This is a genomic window from Sphingobium quisquiliarum P25 (assembly GCF_000445065.1).
In the GTDB taxonomy this organism is placed as follows: domain Bacteria; phylum Pseudomonadota; class Alphaproteobacteria; order Sphingomonadales; family Sphingomonadaceae; genus Sphingobium; species Sphingobium quisquiliarum.
In genome coordinates this window covers 12,303-32,500 of sequence record NZ_ATHO01000149.1, presented here as the reverse complement: position 1 = coordinate 32,500, position 20,198 = coordinate 12,303, and the positions used below count along the sequence as shown (strand labels likewise).

At 63.2% G+C, this 20,198-nt stretch carries 11 protein-coding genes, 1 tRNA gene and 3 pseudogenes; 5 read left to right on the top strand and 10 right to left on the bottom strand.

Going from position 1 to position 20,198, the window contains the following annotated elements; translation table 11 throughout:
- Window positions 1-37: 37 nt before the first annotated feature.
- A tRNA-Met gene (locus tag L288_RS38480) sits at window positions 38-114 on the top strand.
- Between the two features lie 367 nt (window positions 115-481).
- Here L288_RS38480 and L288_RS42660 read toward each other — a convergent pair.
- The 7 genes and pseudogenes from L288_RS42660 to L288_RS38450 all read right to left on the bottom strand — a co-directional run.
- Window positions 482-634 (bottom strand): annotated as a pseudogene (locus L288_RS42660) (laccase domain-containing protein); the annotation flags it as partial.
- Window positions 635-666: 32 nt separating this feature from the next.
- Window positions 667-1,512 (bottom strand): annotated as a pseudogene (locus L288_RS38475) (DDE-type integrase/transposase/recombinase); the annotation flags it as partial.
- 336 nt (window positions 1,513-1,848) lie between these two features.
- Window positions 1,849-3,162 (bottom strand): MFS transporter, encoded by a 1,314-nt coding sequence (locus L288_RS38470; protein ID WP_021239485.1) that lies wholly within the window; start codon window positions 3,160-3,162, stop codon window positions 1,849-1,851.
- Window positions 3,159-4,769, bottom strand: coding sequence for an arylsulfatase (locus tag L288_RS38465; RefSeq protein WP_021239484.1), 1,611 nt, complete (start codon window positions 4,767-4,769; stop codon window positions 3,159-3,161). The genes L288_RS38470 and L288_RS38465 overlap by 4 nt, the downstream gene beginning before the upstream one ends.
- A gap of 33 nt (window positions 4,770-4,802) precedes the next feature.
- On the bottom strand, window positions 4,803-6,995 hold the full coding sequence (locus L288_RS38460; protein ID WP_021239483.1) for a TonB-dependent receptor: 2,193 nt from the start codon (window positions 6,993-6,995) through the stop codon (window positions 4,803-4,805).
- Between the two features lie 167 nt (window positions 6,996-7,162).
- Window positions 7,163-8,266 carry a DUF1214 domain-containing protein gene (locus L288_RS38455; protein WP_021239482.1) on the bottom strand — a complete coding sequence of 368 codons (1,104 nt, stop codon included), beginning with the start codon at window positions 8,264-8,266 and terminating at the stop codon, window positions 7,163-7,165.
- A complete protein-coding gene (locus tag L288_RS38450; protein ID WP_021239481.1) occupies window positions 8,263-9,378 on the bottom strand; it encodes a DUF1214 domain-containing protein in 1,116 nt (371 codons plus the stop codon). Before L288_RS38450 ends, L288_RS38455 begins: the two co-directional genes overlap by 4 nt.
- Window positions 9,379-9,483: 105 nt before the next feature.
- Between L288_RS38450 and L288_RS42125 the strand changes: the two genes are divergently transcribed.
- Window positions 9,484-10,320, top strand: coding sequence for a helix-turn-helix transcriptional regulator (locus L288_RS42125; protein ID WP_021239480.1), 837 nt, complete (start codon window positions 9,484-9,486; stop codon window positions 10,318-10,320).
- 374 nt (window positions 10,321-10,694) lie between these two features.
- On the opposite strand, the pseudogene L288_RS38445 reads toward L288_RS42125, so the two are convergent.
- From L288_RS38445 to L288_RS38435, 3 genes and pseudogenes are all read right to left on the bottom strand, one after another.
- A pseudogene (locus L288_RS38445) lies at window positions 10,695-10,940 on the bottom strand (transposase); the annotation flags it as partial.
- Between the two features lie 149 nt (window positions 10,941-11,089).
- Window positions 11,090-12,055: a FecR family protein gene (locus L288_RS38440; protein WP_021239478.1), complete on the bottom strand. Its 966-nt coding sequence runs from the start codon at window positions 12,053-12,055 to the stop codon at window positions 11,090-11,092.
- Entirely contained in the window at window positions 12,024-12,578 is a 555-nt protein-coding gene (locus tag L288_RS38435; RefSeq protein ID WP_201766653.1) for an RNA polymerase sigma factor, read from the bottom strand. Before L288_RS38435 ends, L288_RS38440 begins: the two co-directional genes overlap by 32 nt.
- Window positions 12,579-12,868: 290 nt before the next feature.
- On the opposite strand from L288_RS38435, the gene L288_RS38430 reads away from it, so the two are divergent.
- From L288_RS38430 to L288_RS38420, 3 genes are all read left to right on the top strand, one after another.
- Window positions 12,869-15,739: a TonB-dependent receptor domain-containing protein gene (locus L288_RS38430; RefSeq protein WP_021239476.1), complete on the top strand. Its 2,871-nt coding sequence runs from the start codon at window positions 12,869-12,871 to the stop codon at window positions 15,737-15,739.
- A gap of 184 nt (window positions 15,740-15,923) precedes the next feature.
- On the top strand, window positions 15,924-17,201 hold the full coding sequence (locus L288_RS38425) for an NAD(P)/FAD-dependent oxidoreductase (protein WP_021239475.1): 1,278 nt from the start codon (window positions 15,924-15,926) through the stop codon (window positions 17,199-17,201).
- Between the two features lie 202 nt (window positions 17,202-17,403).
- Window positions 17,404-20,157: a TonB-dependent receptor domain-containing protein gene (locus L288_RS38420; RefSeq protein ID WP_051209741.1), complete on the top strand. Its 2,754-nt coding sequence runs from the start codon at window positions 17,404-17,406 to the stop codon at window positions 20,155-20,157.
- The last annotated feature ends 41 nt before the right edge of the window (window positions 20,158-20,198 follow it).

Below are 20,198 nucleotides of genomic sequence, written 5' to 3'. Positions count from 1 at the left end.
CGATGCAGCCGCAGGCGCTTGAGGAAAACAAAAGTGTCGCGGGATGGAGCAGCCCGGTAGCTCGTCAGGCTCATAACCTGAAGGTCGTAGGTTCAAATCCTACTCCCGCAACCAAAACAAGGTCACACGAAAGCCCCAGCGCCCATGCGCTGAGGCTTTCGTGCGTTCGGGCCCCTGCCGCTTCCGCCAGCAGCAGCAGTCTCAGCAAGCTCAATCATCCTGAACAGATCGCCGTGCAGTTCCAGCGGACGATGGCTGCCGCCTCGGCCGTGCCCCGATGGACGACCATCGTCTCGATCAGCCTGCGGATTGCTTTGCGCGAGGCGCTGGCGTCTCACGTTGCCCAATGCTGCTCCATCTCGGCGATGGCATGCGATACACCGCTTCGTAATTGACGGGGAGGCGGATCACTCCGCGTTGCGAGTATAGGCAACGGCAATCAACGTTCGAAGCTGCTGGGGACGAGGTTCATTCACGGCACTCATCCCACCGCGATCATCGAAATCTGGCGGCCGTAGCTGCTTTCCCCGCGATGGCAGGAGCGGCGGTAGCTATAAAAGCGGTGGGACTGGCTGTAGGTATCCTCGTCCAACAACTCGACCCGCTCCAGCCCAGCGTCCGCGAGCCGTGCGGCTGTTGCTACAGGTTCCCTTGCTGATGTGGTTATCCCAAGCTACTATGCGGGTGAGCGCGGTTGTAGTGATCGCGCGACCAGCCCGTGACGACCCGCACCTCCTCAAGGCTATAGCTGTTCTCCCACGGGCTGCGGGGCTCGATGTAGAGGATGGTGACGCCGAGCCGGCCCAGCCACTCGCGCATCGCATGGACGACGAACTCGGGATCGTGTCGGACCTGATATGCTGGGCGGCCCATGCTCGATGAGCAGGCCGACGAGCACGTCGTTCGAGCGGAACCGTCGCAGCGGCACCATCGCCAGGCATTAGCTGCGCTGAACTGCGTTTTCCGGCTGAACTCGTCGATGATGTTGAGCATCCGGAACTTGCGGCCATAGTGCGTCTGATCCTCGACGAAGTCGCAGGACCAGACATGCCCGTGATGCTGTGGACGCAGCCGGATGCACGACCCGTCGCCCAGCCACAGCCGACGGCGTCCTGGTTGCCGCTTCGGCACTTTGAGACCCTCCCGCCGCCAGATGTGCTCGACCACCAACAGGCTGACCTGCCAGCCCGCACGGGCCAGCAGCGCATGGATACGGCGATAGCCGTACCGCCCATAATCCTTGGCCAGCGTAATGATGTCGGCCGTCAGGTGCTGCTCATCGCTGTCATTCGGACGATTGTCGCTGCGTCGAACGATGCTGAACCAGAACACGGCAGGTCCGCCGCTCAGACACCGGACGGACCTGCTCGATCGCCTCGCGGCGACGGGAGGGGCTCAAAAAGTTAGCTTCGAGGCCTCCTACAGGATCGCCTTGTCCAGCGCGAGATCGGGCACCAGCTTCTTCAGCTGTGCATTTTCTCGCTCCAGATCCTTCTTGGTCATAGCAAGATCGAGAACACCGTGCGCTATCTCGGGATCGACCTGGAAGACGCGCTTGCCCTGTCGAGAATACCGAGATTTGAATTGTTGGCTCCTCGCCTCGGACGAGGGGCCACTTCACTGGGCGCTGGGGCAAAGCGGCCATTTGATTGTTCGATTTCGAATGTCCGCTTTTTTTTTAACCGAAACCGGTCATTTGGACCGTGAGATGGCCTCGATTAACGCCCTCATTGCCGCTTCGATGACTGATTCATTCGCCAGCGCTAAGCCCATACTGACACAAAAGGGCAGCATGCCCACGGCTGACAAGGTGCCAGAATATGGAGGCTGCATGGAAGGTCCAATTCGTCAAGACGCTTCGGCGCCCCTGCGGATACCCCATATGACTAGGATCGACAGCAGGTGTCCCAATGCGGGGCCCAGCGCGAAGAAGAGGCGCAATCCCTGCATCGCCTGCGGGCTGTTGGCCTGCCCGGGGCTGAAACCGAACCATCCGATCACCGCAAAGGAAATTCCAACCGCCAAGGCAAAGGCGGCGTTGGTCGTGATGTTGAAGATCGACGAGAATAATCCGGCACGTTCGATCCCGCTGCGCGCCCTGTGCTGGTCGGCGACATCGTAGATCATTGCGCGCAGCATCAGATTGCCCGACCCTTGCGTCAGGCCCTGCGCGACCAGCAGCAGCACAAACAGCCAGGGACGGTGCGCGACGACAAGCAGCAGCGCCAGGTTGATCACGACCTGCACCGCCTCTGCCGCGATCAGCGTCCTGATCCGGCCCAGGCGGTAACTGATCTGCGCCCAAAGCGGCGAGGCCAGGATGCCAGCGGCATATTGCACCAGCAGCAGGATGCTCGCCGTGCCGAGCCCCAGATAATAGGTCACGAAGAACAGGAAGACCGCGCCCCGGCAGCCTTGGCCGAGCGTCACGAAAAAGTCCGACAGTATGATCCGCCACAGCATCGCGTCGCGCCCGAGCGCGCGAAGGGATTCCCGCCAGCGCGGCGCTGACGTTGCCGTGCTTTGCGCCACGGGCGCAATGCTCTCGCTGTAGAGCGACGCGATCAGCACGAGCCCGATGACAAGCGCCAGCGCCAGCAGCCCGCCCATCAGCGGTACCCGGACAGCGATGCCGCCATAGCCCGCGACGTCCAGCAACGCCGGCATGAGCAAGACCAGGAAAACCCCCAATGAAGCGCCGGTCTGGATATAGGCCTGGATGCGGCTTCGTTCACGGGGATCGGCGGACAATTCTCCGCCCCAGGCGTAAAGCGGCGTCGCGGTGGCCGTCCAGCCAAGACACAGGAGGAGGAGGCTGATGCCAAGATAGAGCGGACCGACGCCGGCAGGTGAATAGAAAAGCAGGCCGATGCCCAGCAAAAACAATAGGCCGCCGCCGATCACCCAAGGCTTGCGGCGGCCCCATCGTGTCCGGCTATGATCGGACAGCCAGCCGATCGCAGGATCGGAAATCGCGCTCCACAGGCGGCTGATCATGAACACGGTGCCGACCGTTTGCAGGCTCATGGTGCCCGCCGCGATATAGAAGGCCGGCAGGAACGCCTGGAGGGGTACGTTCAGCCCGCCGGTGGCGATGCCGATCGTGGAGAATGCCGCCAGCCTGCGGCCCGATATGCGGTCGGCGCTGCCCGTGTGGGTCATCCCAGAAGCTCGCCTTCCATCTCGAATATGCTCGCGGGCACGCCGACTACCCCTGTATCGGCGGCATAACGGTCCCATGCGGCGATCAATTCAGCCAATATCGCCGGCTCGCGTTGCGCCAGGTCATCGGTTTCCCCCGGATCGGCGGACAGGTCGAACAACTCCCACGCGCCTTCGCCCTCGGGTTGGCGCAGCCATATGGCTTTCCAGTTGTCGCGGCGGATGGCGCGGCGGCCGAACAGTTCCCATCCCGTCTCCGCGCCGGCCGGGTGCACGGTGGGCGCAGTGCCGGACAGATAGGGCGCCATCGACCGCCCGCGCAGCGGGCTGACCTTCCGTCCTTCGTAGCTGTTGCCGGGATGCGCGATCCCGGCCCAGTCGAGCAGCGTCGCCGGAATATCCATCGCGGTGCTGAAGGCGCCGCCGATGCCCTCGTTGCGGGTGACGCCGGGGCCGCTGGCAAAGGCGACGACGCGGATGCCGCCCTGCGTCGTGAATGCCTTGTGCAACCGGGACGGCGCGGTTGCCGCCTGCGCCCAGCGGGGGCCATACCAGATGCAGCTGTTCGGACGGCCGAGATTGTCGATGCTGTTATCGAAATGCTGCTGGACGCGATCTTCGATGATCTTGCCATAGATCGGCATCGCCTCCACAATCGCTCCTTCCGCGCCATTGTCGGACAGGAACAGGACGATAGTGTCATCAAGATCGCCCGACGCCCGCAGATGGTCGACCACGCGGCCGACATTCCAGTCCATCCGGTCCACCATACCGGCATAGACCTCCATCGAGCGAGCCGACCACGCCCGGTCCGCTTCCGTCATGGCCGTCCATTCGGGTCCGCCCACGAACGGATGCGCCGCCACGTCGGGCGGACACAGGCCCAGTTCCTTGAGGCGGGCCAGCCGCCGTTCGCGCAGGACATCCGGCCCGTCATCATAATAGCCGCGATATTTCGTGATGCTCTCGTCGGGCGCCTGCAACGGCCAGTGCGGCGCGGTGAAGGGCAGATAGGCGAAGAAGGGCTTGTCCTTGGGCCTCTCGTCCAGAAATTCGATCATGCGGGTCGCGAAATAGTCCGACGAATAATAGCCGTCGGGCAGCTGCGTCACCGCGACGCCGTCTTCCTGATAGTTGGCGTCGACCGTGGAAAAGCGGTTGGTGTCGCCATGGCCATAATGGCTGCCACCCGCCGGCAGCAGGGTGAAGGAACGGGCGAAGCCGCGCGCCGCGGGGATGCTGGTCGTGGTTTCCCCCAGATGCCATTTGCCCGACAGGATCGTGTGATAGCCGCCGTCGCGCAGCAATTCCGTGACGGTCACGACGCGATCGTTCAGATGCCCCTCATAGCCTGGCGCGCCGGTGAAGTCGGGGTGCGCCACCTCCAGCATCGTGCCGATCCCCGCGATATGCGGATCGGTCCCGGTCATCAGCATCGCGCGCGTCGGCGAACAGGCGGGCGCGGAATGAAAATCGGTGAGCCGCACCCCTGCGCGCGCCAGCGCGTCGAGATGGGGCGTATCGATCTCCCCGCCGAATGCCCCCAGATCCGAATAGCCGAGGTCATCGGCCACGATCAGAAGGAAATTTGGGCGTTTGGCAGGCATCTACAGTCTCCTCGAACTTCTTTGCGCGCCGGATCACAGAGCGATCATCAGGTCCAGCCCATAGGTGCGCGGGGTGCCGAACTGGGCGCCTGGCGCGAAGAAGTTGGCGCGCGTGATATAATAGTCCTTGTCGGTCAGGTTCTTGCCCCAGACCGACAGCTTGGCGTCAAGCCCCCGGACCGGAATATCGGCCAGCGTGATCCGCGCGTCCAGCAGGCCATAGTCGGGTATGACGTAGCGGGCGTCGCCCGGCTGGCTGAACTGCTTGTCGACGAACGAATAGCTGAGATTGGCGCTCAGCGTTCCGATCGGGGTCTCCGGGAAACTATAGTCGATCGCCGTCGTCAGCGTATGCCTGGGCGCTTGCACGAACGGGAAGCCGGACGCGATGTTGGCGCCGGCGCTGTTGATGATCCGGGTGAAGCGGGCGTCGAGATAGCCATAATTGGCGGTGAAGGTCAGGCCGCGTGCCGGCTGCGCCGTAATGTCCAGTTCAAAGCCGTCGATGCGCGCCTTGCCGGCGTTGATGATGTCCACCAGCGTCGGGTTCGTCGCGTCGGGAACTCCGACCTGGATATCCTTGTAGTTCATGTGGAACGCCGCGAGATTGAAACGCAGCCGCCGATCCAGCCATTCCGACTTGATGCCCGCTTCGTAGGACAGGACATCCTCCGGCCCGAAACCGGCGATGAATTTGGCCAGGGCGGACGCGTTGACGTTAAAGCCGCCGGTCTTATAACCACTGACCACCTTTGCATACACGTTGGCGCTGGACGTGATGTCGAAAGCAATCGTTGCGCTTGGACTGAAATCTCGCGATGTGCGATGACCTTCGCCGTATGCGCCAACGACTTGCGGCCCTATGGCAGGGGTAACGGTCCGCTGGAAGCTGCCCTCGCGCTTATCATAGGAATAGCGACCGCCGAGCGTCAAGTGCAGGCGCCTATTGAACGCTTCAGGACTGTAGGTGGCTTGAGCGTAGGCAGCGTAGGCCTTGTTCTTGGCCGTGACGCGACGCTCGATATAATTCAGGCCCGGCCTGGCGGCGTTGAAATTATACTGGCGCGACGTGTCGTAGTTCCTGGCTGATTCCTCGAAATAGAACAGGCCGGCGACATATTGTAGCTGCTGGTCCGCCGCTTCGCCGATGATCTGCAATTCCTGCGAAAACTGGTCCTGCTTTTGAAAAAACTGGTTCCGGTTGGCGGGGAATGGACCGAAGATCCCAGGCGCGTTATTCTGATTATATTGCGTGTCGAGCTTGCGGTAGCCGGTCAGGCTCTTGATCTGCATGCCGTCCGCGATGTCATAGCTGACGGTCAGCGAATGCCCCTGCGCGGTGATGTCGTTACGCTGCAGATCGCGCACGAACGGCGACGATTGCGTAGGACGCTTCGCCTTGACCGGGTAGAAACCGACGGGCACCAGCGCATAGGGCGCGGTGTCGCCCACGTCGCTGCGGTCATAGGCGTAGCGGATGTCGAGGCCATCGACCGGGGCCCAGCGCACGGCCGCCCGGTAGGCATCGCGGCGGCGGTCGCCGAACCGCGCCGCCCCTGTGCCGAGATTCTGCACGAAGCCGTCGCGCTGTGAATGATAATAAGAGAGTTGCGCCGCCAGATGATCGCCCAGCGGCACGTTGACGAAGGTTCGCGCCTCGAACAGGTCGTAATTGCCCATGCTCAGGCGCTGACTTGCCGAGAATTTGCCGAACTCGGGCGCCTTGGTGATGAAGTTGATCGCCCCGCCCGTCGCGTTGCGGCCATAAAGCGAGCCCTGGGGGCCGCGCAACACCTCGACCCGCTCCAGCTCTGCAACGTCGGTCGCCTGCCCCTGTATCCGCGCCGAATAGATGCCGTCGACATAGACGGCGACACTGGGATCCTGGGTGATCTGGTCGTTCACATTACCGATGCCGCGAATGAAGGTCCGCTGGCTGGTGGCGACATTGGGAAAGGGGGTCAGTTGCACATTGGGCACCGCGCCCAGCAGGTCGGCGATGCCGGTAATGCCCTTCGTCTCCAACTGCTGCCTGCCGAAAGCCGTGATCGACGCCGGAATCGCCTGAAGGCTCTGTTCGCGCTTTTCAGCGGTGACCACGATCTCGCCCAGGCTCTGGTCGTCCGACGGCGTGGCGCCCGGGCCGGGCTGGGCGAGCGCGGGAAAAGGCGCAAGCGACAAGGCGACCAGCGCCAGCCGGGAATGAAAGGAAATTCGGATCATCATGGGCCCCATCCTGTCCAGCCGACTCTCCATCGGCTCGCGGCCCTTATCTCTACTCGATCGATAGATAATTGGAGGTAGAAAATCTACTGGCTGCGCAAGTTGCGGTAAAAGGGCGATGAAAGGCAGATTTTGCGTAGACGATTGGGCAGCTTCCCATGCGCCGCCGCTTAACGCAGCAGATGGAGGACGTCCCGGCATTTGACGACGCTACAGGTCGGCGTCGGATGCGTTTCCGCCGTGATCCAGCGGAGAAGCGCCGTCCCCCTGCGATGGGACATCGTGCTGATCCAGTTGCCCGCTCCGGCGTCTTGCGCCGCGACGACAATCACCAGTTTGCCGTCGGGCGTCAGCCGCGCCTTGGTGCCGTTTGTCCATGCCTCGGGAATATGGCGGTAGTCCCCCGATTCCATCCACCAGTTCTGCAGCACGAAGTTCCAGAACCGGCAGTTGGGGACGGGCGTTTCGATGATCCAGGCTTCGTCCGCGGCGAGTTCCCAATAGGCGTGGAGATAATGGATGTTCGGATCGCCGCCGACCTTCTGGAAGATGCCCTGATCCCACGGCAACAGTTCGTTGGGGCGCGCCATGAACATCTCCGTCCAGCCCGCGAAGCTTTGCGCGGTGACGCGGACGAAGGCGGCCGCGCGGCGAAGCTGCTCCCGGATCGTGCCGGGTTGCAGCGGCGCCGGACGGGCGGGCCGGTCCAGGCATTCGATGCTGATCGACGCAGGGGTTTCCCGCGCCTTGTCGTAAAAGGTCTGGCGCACCAGCAGGAACGAGGTGTCATGCGTGGACGGCAGCCAGTTTCCGCCCTGCCTATCCCGGCTGACGATGATGTCGAAGGAGCCATCGGGTTCGAAGTGCATCCGTGCGTCGTCCAACTCGCCGGTCGACACCATGCCGCCATCCGTGGCGAAGCGGTTCGCCTTGGTCCCGAAACTCAGATAGGGGACGCTGCCGCGCGTACCACGGATGCGATAGGTGCGGTCCCCGGCGATCGCGGCGTTCCAATAGCAGGTGTCGGGATTGTCACCACCAATCTTGATGATGTCATTCGACATCTGGAACAAGCGGGGAAAGTCGGGATCGGACGATTCGACGATCGCCTCCAGCGCCACGCGCGTCAGGCGGGACAGGTATCGGACGGCTTCGGCCTGGCTGAGCGCGTCGCGCGGAGCGTCTGGGCGTATGAGGACGGCGCGGGCTTGCGCCAGTTCGGCGCAGAACTCCGTCCAGACAACGTCCGGCGGCGCCCCAAGCTCGATCGTCACAGCGTCACGACCTTGCAGTCGGGCACGGGGTGGCTGCTCGCCCCGATCCAGCGCCACAGGCCCGTGCCCTGGCGATGGCCGGACAGGTCGATCCAGTTGCCATAGCTCGGATCGGTGTCGGAGCAGACCAGGACGACGCTGCCGTCCTCCTCATATTTCGCCTGCGAGCCGTTGACCCAGACCTTGCGGTTCACATGGTCCATGGACTCCATCCACCAATTGTCGATTTGGAAGTTCCACATGCGGCATTCGGGCGGCGTTGCGGTGATCACCAGCGCCTCTCCGGGCTGGAGGTCGAAGTAGATATGGCCGTACCAGATTCTGGGATCGCCCCCGGCGCGCTGGTAGACCGACTGGTCCTTGCCCTCATAGATGCGGTTGGGTTCGGTCTTGAACCATTCCGACCAGTCGGCGAAGGTGTTGGCAGTGCCGCGCAACCATGCGGCCGCGCCGCTCAGTTGCGCCTCGATGGCTTCGGGCGTCAGGAGCGCCGACACGTCCCGTCCCTTGCTGATCCGCTCGATATGCATTTCGGCGGGCGTCTCCGCCTTCTTGTCGTTGAACGTCTGGCGGACGATCAGCAATGTCGTGTCGTCACCGATGGGCAGCCAGTTGCCCGGCTTCTTCTCCTTGCTGACGATGATCTCGAAACTGCCGTCCCCCTCCAGCGTCACGTTGGCAAACTCGATCTCGCCGGTCGAGGCCATGGTGCCGTCGATGGCATAGCGGTTCGCCTTGGAGCCGATGGACAGATAGGGCACCGTGCCGCGCTTGCCCCGAATGCGATATTCGCGGTCCCCGCGCACCACGATCTGCTGGTAGAGATTGTCGGGATTGTCCGCGCCGATCTTGATCGTTTCGTCGGTCAACAGGAAGATGCGCGGGAAGTCGGGATCGCTCGAATCGACCAGCATGTTGAGCGCCGTCCGGGTGAGCCGCGACAGGTAACGCAGCCCTTCAGCCTGGTCGATGGCGGAGCCGGGCGCGGCGGGGCGATCCAGTATCTCCCCGGCTTCGGCTAGTCGATTGCAGAAGTCGCGCCAGACATGGGACAGGCGCACCTGCGCCGACTGGTCCGACGATAGCGCCATGGTCATTGCATAATCCATCATCACATCTCCTGCTGGGGCTGGAAATTCCACCGATTGGCGGGAGTGGCAAGCTGGCGGTGGCGATCATGCGAGTTTGGCGATAATATGCGCGTTTGGAGGTCCTCAATGATCGAAAGTCACTGGCGCGTGCTGGGCGAAATGGCGGCAGGCGACGTATGGGCGGCGGTGGCCGACCATCCCGGTGTCGAGCGAATCGATCGCACGCATCGCGGTGATCGCACATCTTTGGGCCTGTCGCTCTCGCCGCATGGCAATCGGTCGCGCGGACGTTTCCTGATCAGCGACTGGCACGGCGGGGATCGTCCGCTGGGCTCGGTGGTCGCGATACCCGCTGGCCTGCCCTTTCATGTCCAGGCCGACGCGTCGCCCGCCCGCCGCATGCTGCACTGTCGCCTGCCCAGACGCCTGACCTTGCTGTCGGAACGGTTGGCGCTCGACTCATGTCTTAATCTCCGCAACGACATCATCGCGACTAGCCTGTCACGCCTCGCGCGCGAGGTCATCGATCCGGGTTTCGGCAGCAGCGCCATCGTCGAAGGCCTGGGCCTCCTGATCGGGGGGGAACTCGAACGGCATTTGATGGGCAGGCGCAGGTCCCCGCGCCGGGGCGGCCTTGCGCCCTGGCAGTTGCGGCGCATCGACGACTATCTGCACGCGGGCAACTGGGACAGCAGCGTCAGCGAACTGGCGGACCTGTGCGGCATAAGCCCGGGTCATGCGATGCGCGCATTCCGGCAAAGCACCGGCCGATCGATAGCCGCTCACATAGCGTCCCTGCGGATGGAGCAAGCCCGCCTCCTGCTCATCCACGACATGCTGCCAGTGTCGCAGGTCGCCGCAATCTTAGGTTTTGCAAGTTCTTCAGCATTTACAGCCGCATTCCGGAGGGTGACCGGACTGACGCCAAACGACCTTCGCCAGCAACATCGCGCCTCTAATTGAAAGACGCGCCAAACGAAGGCGCCGAATTAGCGCGGGAGTGCGGTAGCGGTCCGCGAGGCGGTAGCTGTTGGGAAGAGATATCCAAGCGGACGGCCGGGCTTTTCAAAGCAAGCTGATAAGAGTGGTCAATTATGTTCTCGCATGGGATACGTCGTTCGCACAGGTAGATTTGTAGACAGCAGAGGCGCGTTGCAGTTCGACAGGTTTATGAGCGTAAATGACCAGTTTCAGCAGGATCGGTCATTTCTGTAGTGACCGTCGAATGACTTAACCTGGTCCCCTACAGCCGGACGGTCGTGGGACATTTCTGCCATTCCCAACGGCGGTAGCGAACGACGGCTTTCCAACATGAGGTGCCGTTCGAACCTTGGGTCTCCCGTTTTTACCGTCAGGCTCGATGCCGCGCGGTGCGCTTTGAAATAGGTTGCGTCGATCATGATTGTCTTACGCTCGGCCCCCTCTGTCAGACAGCTGTCCATCATCGCGATTAACACACCCTTCTCGCTCCAACGCTTCCAGCGGTTGTAAAGCATCTTGGTCCGGACATACTAGCTGGGCGCGTCCCGCCACCTTAGCCCATTACGATTGACGAAAATCATACCGCTGAGCACGCGACGATCAAGACTTGTAGAAACGAAGCCGTCAACACATGACAATACCATGGTCGTCGTTCCTCTTGGTTTTCTCATGGATAGATATATAAAAGCTGCCGCCTCGACTGGCTCCACAGTAGTTTCGCGATCGATCGGCGGCGCGGTCCGACAGCTGTTCAGGATATGACGGTCTGTGCTGACAACACATAGCCGCCGTCCCTCGGTGCGACCCGTAAGCCTAGGCTCAGAGACACCGCTTCGACGAAGCCGCTGACGTCGGTGGCGGAATAATAGCCGCTGATGGTGCGGTTGCCGGTGAAAGCGTCGGCAAACGCGATGGGGACATCGCTGTACCGGGCGAATTCGGCGGCCGCGCTGCGCAGTGTTTCGCCGCTGAAGATGATCTTGCCCTCGCGCCAGGCGATGTCGCGGTCGATCGTGCCCGGTGCGAGGTCGGTGCTTGCCAGCTGGCCCTGCGCGTCGATGGTCCCCTGCATGTTGGCGGCGAGCGCCAGCGTGGCGGTCGATCGGGCATGGCGCATGGCGACGCGCCCCTGCTTCACCGTCACGGTCAGCGGTCGCGACGGGATGTTCGCTACCGAGAAGACCGTACCTAGTGCCTCCGCCTGCATGTCGCCGGCCTTGACCGTGAAGGGGCGCTGCCTCTCCCGTGCGACCTCAAACAACGCCTCCCCGTCGATCAGGCGTACATGGCGGCGGTGCGCGTCAAACAGCACCTCCACATGGCTCGCGGTGTTGAGCGTCATGCTCGATCCGTCGGCAAGTGGTACTAGCCGGACTTCGCCCTTGCGGGTGGTGAATCTCTCCGGCGCGGCACGTAGGAACAGCCAGGCGCCTCCGGCCGCCATCGCTGCTGTGCTAAGACCGCTGCCCAACAGCGCACGGCGGGAAAAGCGGGCGGGCTGCGGGACGGCGAGCAGGGGTGCGGCATCCTGCGCCTGCGCGTCCAGCGGCACCAGCATGGCCTGGGCACGCGCCAGAGCGCCCAGGCGGCGGCTGTCGGCCGCCAGCCAGACGTTCAGGTCGCCCTGTTCCGCCGATGTGAGCATCGACCGATCGAGTCGTGCAGCCCAGTCGGCAGCGGCGATATCAATGTCCGCGCTGCTTTCGCGCCTTGTCATGGGTCTGCTGTTCCGTCGAATGTTGTTCTATAGATGTGGGAACCCTCCCGTTTCCCCCACGCGCGAATATCGCCATCAGTTGCTGGATGCCACGGCTGATATGCTTTTCGACCGTCCCTTCCGACACACCCATACGCTGCGCGATCTCGCGCTGGGGCAGGCCGTGCACCTTGCGCAGTACGAAGGCGGTCCGGCATTTGGCAGGCAGCGCGTCGATCACTTCGGCGACGCGGTTGAGTTCCTCCCGTGCGGCAGCGAGATGCTCGGGCGAAGGCGTGTTGGCCTCCACTACAAGCTGGCTGAGGTCCGCCATGGATTCTATCGACACAATCCGCGCGCGTCGGATTTCCTGTGCGATGATCGAGTTGGCGGTACGGAACAGATAGGCGCGCGGCTCCAATATGTGATCGACGCTGTCGAGCGTGGCGAGACGCGCGTAGGCCTCTTGGATGATATCGTCCGCATCGGAGAAGGGCGTGGAGCGACGCCGCAGCCATGCCCGGAGGGCCGGCTCATGCGGCATGATCTGCCGTGCCAGCCAAAGCGCCCGCTCTTTCCCGATGCCACCCATGGCCATGCAGGAAATGCAATTCGCAAGGCATTGGCAAGCGGATTCGACCGCATTTCGCCTGCGTGAGTTGTGTAAAGTGACAGAAAAATGAAAATCGCAAAAACGTTTATGGGGGAAGGGAGGCGCTGACGCGTCGTCTGGTTCAGCGGCAATTCCGTTAATGGGATGGTCGACAATATAACCCGGGTGGAGGGCGTGGCTACAGGGCGCGGACGGGCAAGAAACTAAAGGGTTGGAGCGTCGTGATCAGGGGCGCTGGCGGTAGATATGGCTGGGCGCTGGGCGGCTCTATCCTGATGCTCGCCACCCAGGCGCATGCCCGGGAGAAGCGCTTCGATCTGGCGCCCGGTCCGGCTGTGCAAACCTTGTCCGCGTTCGCGCAGCAGAGCGGCACCCAGATCATCGCTCCGGCCGATCGTCTGCGCGGGGTGCGCACGCCCGGTATCGTCGGCAATTATGAGGTGCAAGCGGCGCTCGCCATGCTGCTGCGCGGGACGCCGCTATGTGTCGCTCGGGTCAAGGCGGCAAGCATCATTCTGCGGGAATGCCCGGTGGCGCCGGTGCCGAAGCCGACTTCCGCGCGGGATCGCCGCCGGACGGCCTTGCCTCAGCGGGCGCCGCCGGACGCCGAGTCCGTGCCTATCGTGGTCACCGGCACGCGGAGAACCGACCGCACCATCACGGATCTAGCGACGCCCGTCACGCTGATCGGGCGCGAGGCGCTGGAGCGTCAGGGCGTGACCGATATGGGCAGCATCCTGCGCGCCCTTGTCCCCTCGTTCAACATGACGCGGCCGACCATCTCCGACGGGTCGAGCTTTGTGCCGCCGCCGACTCTACGTGGCCTGCCGCCGGACGAGGTCCTCGTCCTCGTCAACGGCAAACGTCGCCATCGTTCCGCGCTGGTGCAACTGGCCGGCGGCCCGCTGGCGGCGGGGTCGCAGGCTGCCGACCTGGCGCAGATACCGGCAATGGCAATTGACAGGGTCGAGATATTGCATGACGGCGCGGCCGCAATCTATGGGTCCGACGCAATCGCCGGCGTCATCGACTTCACCCTGCGCGAAGATGTCGGCCGGTTCGACATGCGGATGCGCTATGGCCAATATTATGCCGGGGATGGGCGGAACTATCAGCTGTCTGGCTATTATGGGGCGGCGTTGGGTGCAGGCTTTGTCAGCATTGCGGGGGAGTTCAACGACAACGGCGTCACCGTGCGCAACGGGCAGCGGCCTGGCGCCTGGCTGATCCGCAAGCAATATCCGCAATATGCCGACCTGGTCGGCGATCCGGTGCAGATCAACGGCAATCCCAGGGCGCGCGCGGGCAAGCTGTTTCTGAACGCTGCCATGCCGCTCGGTCCTGGCGAGGCTTATCTGTTCGGCAATGCCGGCCGGTCGAAGCAGCGGCGTAATTCCAACTGGCGGCAGGGGCTGGACGTGACCGGGCCGGACGCACTCGGCACGGGAACGCGGCTCTATGCGAGCGCGACCGGCATCTATCCGACGATCTGGCTCGATCAGTTGCCTAATGGCCATTATGATGCGACCGGCCGCAGCTTCTCCTTCACCAGCCTCTACCCAGCAGGTTTTCTGCCGCAGTTCGAGGCGACCATCACCGACCTGTCGGTGACGGCGGGCTATCGCGGAGCGCTGGCGAACGATCTGCGTTACGACCTGTCGCTGTCGCGCGGTGTCAACCGGTTGCGCTACCATATCGCCAACACGCTCAATCCGTCGCTCGGCCCCGCATCGCCGACCAGCTTCTATATCGGCACGCTGGAACAGCGGGAGGCGAACCTCAACGCCGACCTGCGCTATGATTGGGACATGGGCCTCGCCAGCCCAGTATCGATCGCCTTCGGGGCAGAGCGCCGGCACGAGGCCTATGCGATCACAGCGGGCGAACGCCTGTCCTGGGACGTGGGACCCTGGGGTATAGCGCAGACGGTCGAGTGGCCGGACGGCAGCAGCTTCGTCAATCCGGGCCTGGCGATCGGAGCCAATGGCCTGCCGGGCTTTTCCCCGTCCGCCGCGATCGATCGGGGCCGGTCGAGCTGGGCGCTTTATGCCGATGTGGAAGCCGACCCGATGTCGGGCCTGACCCTGGGCGGAGCGTTGCGCCATGAGCAATTCAGCGATTTTGGCGGTACGACCAACTGGAAGGTCAAGGCGCGCTATGCGCTGACTGACTGGATGGCGCTGCGCGGCGCGGCGAGCACCGGCTTTCGGGCGCCCACGCCCGGGCAGCTCTATACCACCAGCGTGTCACTGACCAATGTCGACAATGTGCTGCGGGAGGTCGCGACCCTGCCCCCCGATAATCCCGCCGCGCGCTTTTTTGGGGCAACAGTGCTGCGGCCGGAGCGGTCGACCAACTATGTCGCGGGCCTTGTGCTGACGCCGCATCCTCGGCTGACCGCCAGCGTCGATCTCTATCGCATCGACCTGCGCGACCGGATCGGCCTGTCGGGCAATTTCATCGTCAGCACCGACGCCCAGCGCGAGGCGCTCCGGCAGATGGGCGTCACCAGCTATGCCAGGCTGGCGCGAGTTCGCTATTTCACCAACGCCTTCGCGACGCGCACGCAGGGGCTGGACGTCAGCATCAGCCATCGCACCGGCGACGGGCCGGCCGGGCGGCTGGTTACCAGTTTGCTGCTCAATCACAACCGCACGCGGATAACGGCACGCGACGCGGCTGTTATCGACGATGTGCGCGCGGGCAATATAGAGGATATCGTGCCGCGCTGGCGGGGCACGCTTAGCGCGGCCTGGACGCTGCGCGGCGTCGCGGTCAACGCCCGGGCAAGCTACTATCACAGCTTCACCAGCCATGCCCTGCCGACAGATGGCGGCAATCTGCGGCTGAGGGCGGAGTGGACCTTCGACCTGGAGACGAGCGTGAGGTTGACCCCTAAAGTTCGGCTGGCCATGGGGGGCGAAAATATCTTCGACAACTATCCCGACCTCAACCAGCGATCGATGGGGTTGCCCAACCAGAACTGGTATGGCTTCACCGGCACGACGATCGGGGGCACCCGCTATGTCGACGAGTCCCCCTTCGGGTTCAACGGTGGCTTCTGGTACATGCGTCTCGAACTCTCCCTGTGATCCGCATGTAAAAATTTTTTCACATGGAGCTGGGGGAAAACGATCGGCCCTCGCATCTGAAGTTTCGGAGGGCAATCGACAAGAAGAAAGCTGGATGAGCCGAATATTACGGCGCATGATGGCGCGCGCCTGCACCTCCTCGTCACTATCTTGATGTCGAGTTTATGGGGCTGAAGACAAGAATATGATCGAACATCGGGCCAACTCCGCCAACGGGTCGCGCCGTTCCTTTCTCAAGGGACTTGGGGTCGCTGCCGCTGCTTCCGCGACAAAGGTCGCCGCCGCGCCCGCCATCAGCAGGAACAGCGCGCATGTCGTCGTAATCGGCGCCGGGGCGTTCGGCGCCTGGACCGCGTTGACGCTGCTGGAGCAGGGTTACAAGGTGACGCTGGTCGACGCATATGGCCCCGGCAATCCGCGCGCGACCTCCTCGGGCGAGACGCGGCAGATCCGTCACGCCTACGGTGCGAGCGACCATTTCACTCGTTCGACCATCCGCGCAATCAAGCTGTGGCGCGCGCGCGAGCAGGAGTGGGGGCAGAAGCTGCTTTATCCCGGCATCCGCTTCGCCATGCAGAAGGCCTGGACGCCGCGGATCGAGGCGCAGAAGGCACTGTTCGACAAATATGGCCTAAAATATGAGATTATCGATGCGCAGGAAATCGCGCACCGCTACCCGCAGATCAATCCGGAGGGGCTGGTCGGCGCCTTCGTCGAAAATGAAGCGTCCGCGATGATCGCCGCGCATGCCGCCATCCTACGCATTGCCGACGAGTTCCAGAAGAAGGGCGGCAAGATCGTTCTTGGCCGGGCAATGCCGGGCACGGCGTCCGGCCGCAAGATGGACATGGTGACGCTGGACGGCGGAAAGGAGACGCTGACCGCCGACAGCTTCGTCTTCGCCTGCGGGCCCTGGCTGCCCAAGATGTTCCCGCAACTTCTCGCCAGCAAGATCAAGGTGACGCGCTGCGATGTCGTCTATTTCGGATCGCCGGCCGGCGACAAGCGCTTCATGTGGCCGAATTTCCCGCAGTTGAACGGCGAATTTTCCACCTACCCCTCCTTTCCCTTCGGCGGCGGGGTGAAGGTGATCCCGGTCGGAGGCGGCGACATGGACGTGGACGATGCCGAGCGTATCGTCGCACCCGACCAGGTGCGCCGCGCTCGCGAATATATCGCCAAGCGCGTGCCCGCGCTGGCCGACATGCCGATCACCAAGGACGAGGTTTGCCAGTTTGACACGGCGGCGGGCGGCGAGTTCATCATCGATGCCCATCCCGATTACGACAATGTCTGGATCGCGGGAGGCAGTTCTGCCCATGGCTTCAAGCATGGACCGGTGATTGGTGAATATCTCGCCGCGCGCGTGACCAGCGGGGAGGCCGATCCGGGCTTTACCAAGGCATTCGCCCTGGCGTCCCATACGGATGTGACGGCCGGATATGGGATGAGCGGCGGCTGAGCAGCCGCCCGGCTGAAGCAAGACGGAAAGATGGTCCGGTGGGATGTTTCCCGCAGCGATGCCGCGCGCCCACCGGACCTGAACCGCAACCGACTGACACGCAATTATAAGGCAACAAAAGGGGGTCATTTTGAACATGGTCAGGGATCGCACTATCGGCTGGGCTTTGCTGGGGAGCTCGGCACTCGCATTGCTCGTTTCCATGCCGGCTGCCGCGCAGCAAGCAGCCGCGCCGCAGGTCTCCACGGAGGAGGCTTCGGAACCCGGCGGCGACATCATCGTAACGGGCACCCGTGTCGTGCGCGACGGCTATATGGCGCCCACGCCCACCACGGTGATCGGCGAAGCGGAACTCAATGCCAAGGCACCGGTCAACATCGCAGATTATGTGAACCAGCTCCCCTCGCTGTCGGGCAGCGTCAGCCCCCGTGCCTATACCGGCGCAGTCAGCGGCGGCACCATCGGCATCAATGCGCTCAACCTGCGCGCCATCGGTTCCAACCGCACACTGATCCTGCTCGACGGCCGCCGCGTCGCCGCTTCCACCATCGCGGGTCTGGTCGACGTCAACACGATCCCGCAGGCGATGGTGAAGCGAGTCGATATCGTCACCGGCGGCGCATCGGCTAACTGGGGCTCGGACGCGCTGTCTGGCGTCGTCAACTTCGTGCTCGACAAAGACTTCACGGGTATAAAGGGCACAGTGCAGGGCGGCGTCACCGATTATGGTGACGATAAGAACATCAACCTGTCGCTGACCGCCGGCACCGCGTTCGCGGGCGGCCGGGGCCATATCCAGTTCAGCGCTGAATATGCGCAGAACGAAGGCATTGACGGGATTGGCGATCGCAAATGGTATAATGGCGCGAAGATCATCTCCAACCCCGCCTACACCGCGACCAACGGCCAGCCGGCACTGATCGCCGCAGCCAATGTCGGCTTTGCCACCGCGACGCCGGGCGGCATCATCACATCCGGCCCGCTGCGCGGCACCTACTTCGGTGAAGGCGGCACGCCGATGCAGTTCAACTATGGTTCCGTCGTCAGTGGCAACCTGATGATCGGTGGCGACTGGCGATATGCCGATTTCGGGCTGTCGGGTGACATCTCCCCTGCCTCCACGCGCCAGAGCTATTTCGGCAGGGTCGACTATGACCTGACCGACAATGTCGAGATCTATGCCGAAGCGTCCTACAATCGCGCCACGACCAGCCTGCTGGCCTTCTACCAGTGGGGTTTTGGTAACGTCACGATCCGGCCAGACAATGCCTTCATCCCCGAAGCCCTTCGCTCGCAGGTGACGGGCAATTTCTCGATGGGGAGCTTCTACAACGACCTTGGCCGCACCCGCGCGACGACAAGGCGTTCGGCGACGCGTGGCGTGATCGGCCTGCGCGGCGATTTCGATGCACTAGGATCGAACTGGACCTGGGATGCCTATGGCCAGAAGACAATTACCCGCACCTATACCGACGGCCGCACCAGCATCATGCCGCGGCTCGCGGCGGCGACGGATTCGGTCTATAACGATGCCGGCGCGATCGTATGTCGTTCGACGCTGACCGATCCGACCAATGGCTGCGTGCCGTTCAATATCTTTGGCACCGGCGTCAACACGCAGGCGGCGCGCGACTATATCCTAGGCACCACCTGGGCGCGCAACAGGCTGACGCAGGAAGTGTTCGCCGCAACCGCGCAGGGCGAGCCGTTCAGCACCTGGGCCGGCCCGGTCTCGCTCGCCTTGGGCGTCGAGCATCGCCGCGAGGGTGTGACCGGCAGCAACGATCCGCTGTCGCCCGCCCGCTCCTATTTCGTGGGCAATTATCTCGCGACCACGGGCAAGTACAATGTGACCGAGGGCTTTGTCGAGGCGGTGGTCCCGCTAGCGAGCGAAGCGCCCTTCGCGGAAAAGCTCGACTTCAACGGCGCGGTGCGTGCGACCAACTACAGCACCTCGGGCTTCGTCACCACGTGGAAGGCGGGCCTGACCTGGTCGCCGGTCAGCGACATCACCTTCCGCGTCACCCGGTCGCGCGACATCCGCGCGCCCAATCTCTCCGAACTGTTCCAGGCGGGGGGCGCGGGCACCAGCGCGGTGGCCGATCCGTTCAACGGCGGCGCGCTCTACACGATCGTTTCGATCAGCCAAGGGAATCCAGACCTGAAGCCCGAAAAGGCCGACACACTGGGCCTGGGCGTCGTCTTGCAGCCCAGCTTCATCCCAGGCCTCGCCGGGTCGGTCGACTATTACGACATCAAGATCAAGGATCAGATCGCATCAATCGGCTCGTCCGCGATCTTGGAACAATGCTATCAGGGGTTGACCGCCTATTGTGCCGGGATCAGCCGCAATGCGGAGGGCATCCTGACCGGCATCGTCAATGCGCCGGTCAACATAGCCTCCTTCCATGCACGCGGTCTTGATTTCGAGGCAAGCTATCGTCGGCCGATGCTGGGCGGGAATGTCAGCCTGCGTTTCCTCGCCACCCGCTTTCTCAAGAGCCGGACGGACAACGGCATCACGCCGGCGACTGATCTGGTCGGCACAAACGGCACGCTGGTCAGTGCCCGCACCTCGCTGCCCAAGTGGCGCTATACCGGCACGGCCACCTATGCGATGGACAAGTTCAGCCTGTCGTTGACGGCGCGGGGTTTCAGCGCCGGCTATATCAACTCGGCCTTCATCGAGTGCACGTCGGGTTGTCCGACCTCCACCACCGCCAACCAGACGATCAACGACAACAGCATGCCAGCGGCGATGTATTTCGATGCCAATATCACCGTGAAGCTGATGGACGGGATCGAGACCTTCCTGTCGGTGGACAATATCGCGAACAAGGATCCCTACCAGATGCCCTATGGCCCCAGCATTGGCGCCAACCCGATTAGCATCAACCCGGTGCTGTACGACACCATGGGCCGACTGTTCCGGGCCGGTGTGCGCTTCAAGCTCTGATGCCCCCTGGCCGGTCGTTCGTTCGCGGCGGCCGGTCCCTT

What these genes read in the sequence shown, in the direction of transcription:
- L288_RS38440 (WP_021239478.1), bottom strand. Translation starts at nt 12,055, where the DNA reads ATGACAAGGCGCGAAAGCAGCGCGGACATTGATATCGCCGCTGCCGAC.
- L288_RS38450 (WP_021239481.1), bottom strand. Translation starts at nt 9,378, where the DNA reads ATGATGGATTATGCAATGACCATGGCGCTATCGTCGGACCAGTCGGCG.
- L288_RS42125 (WP_021239480.1), top strand. Translation starts at nt 9,484, where the DNA reads ATGATCGAAAGTCACTGGCGCGTGCTGGGCGAAATGGCGGCAGGCGAC.
- L288_RS38465 (WP_021239484.1), bottom strand. Translation starts at nt 4,769, where the DNA reads ATGCCTGCCAAACGCCCAAATTTCCTTCTGATCGTGGCCGATGACCTC.
- L288_RS38425 (WP_021239475.1), top strand. Translation starts at nt 15,924, where the DNA reads ATGATCGAACATCGGGCCAACTCCGCCAACGGGTCGCGCCGTTCCTTT.
- L288_RS38420 (WP_051209741.1), top strand. Translation starts at nt 17,404, where the DNA reads ATGCCGGCTGCCGCGCAGCAAGCAGCCGCGCCGCAGGTCTCCACGGAG.
- L288_RS38435 (WP_201766653.1), bottom strand. Translation starts at nt 12,578, where the DNA reads ATGCCGCATGAGCCGGCCCTCCGGGCATGGCTGCGGCGTCGCTCCACG.
- L288_RS38460 (WP_021239483.1), bottom strand. Translation starts at nt 6,995, where the DNA reads ATGATGATCCGAATTTCCTTTCATTCCCGGCTGGCGCTGGTCGCCTTG.
- L288_RS38470 (WP_021239485.1), bottom strand. Translation starts at nt 3,162, where the DNA reads ATGACCCACACGGGCAGCGCCGACCGCATATCGGGCCGCAGGCTGGCG.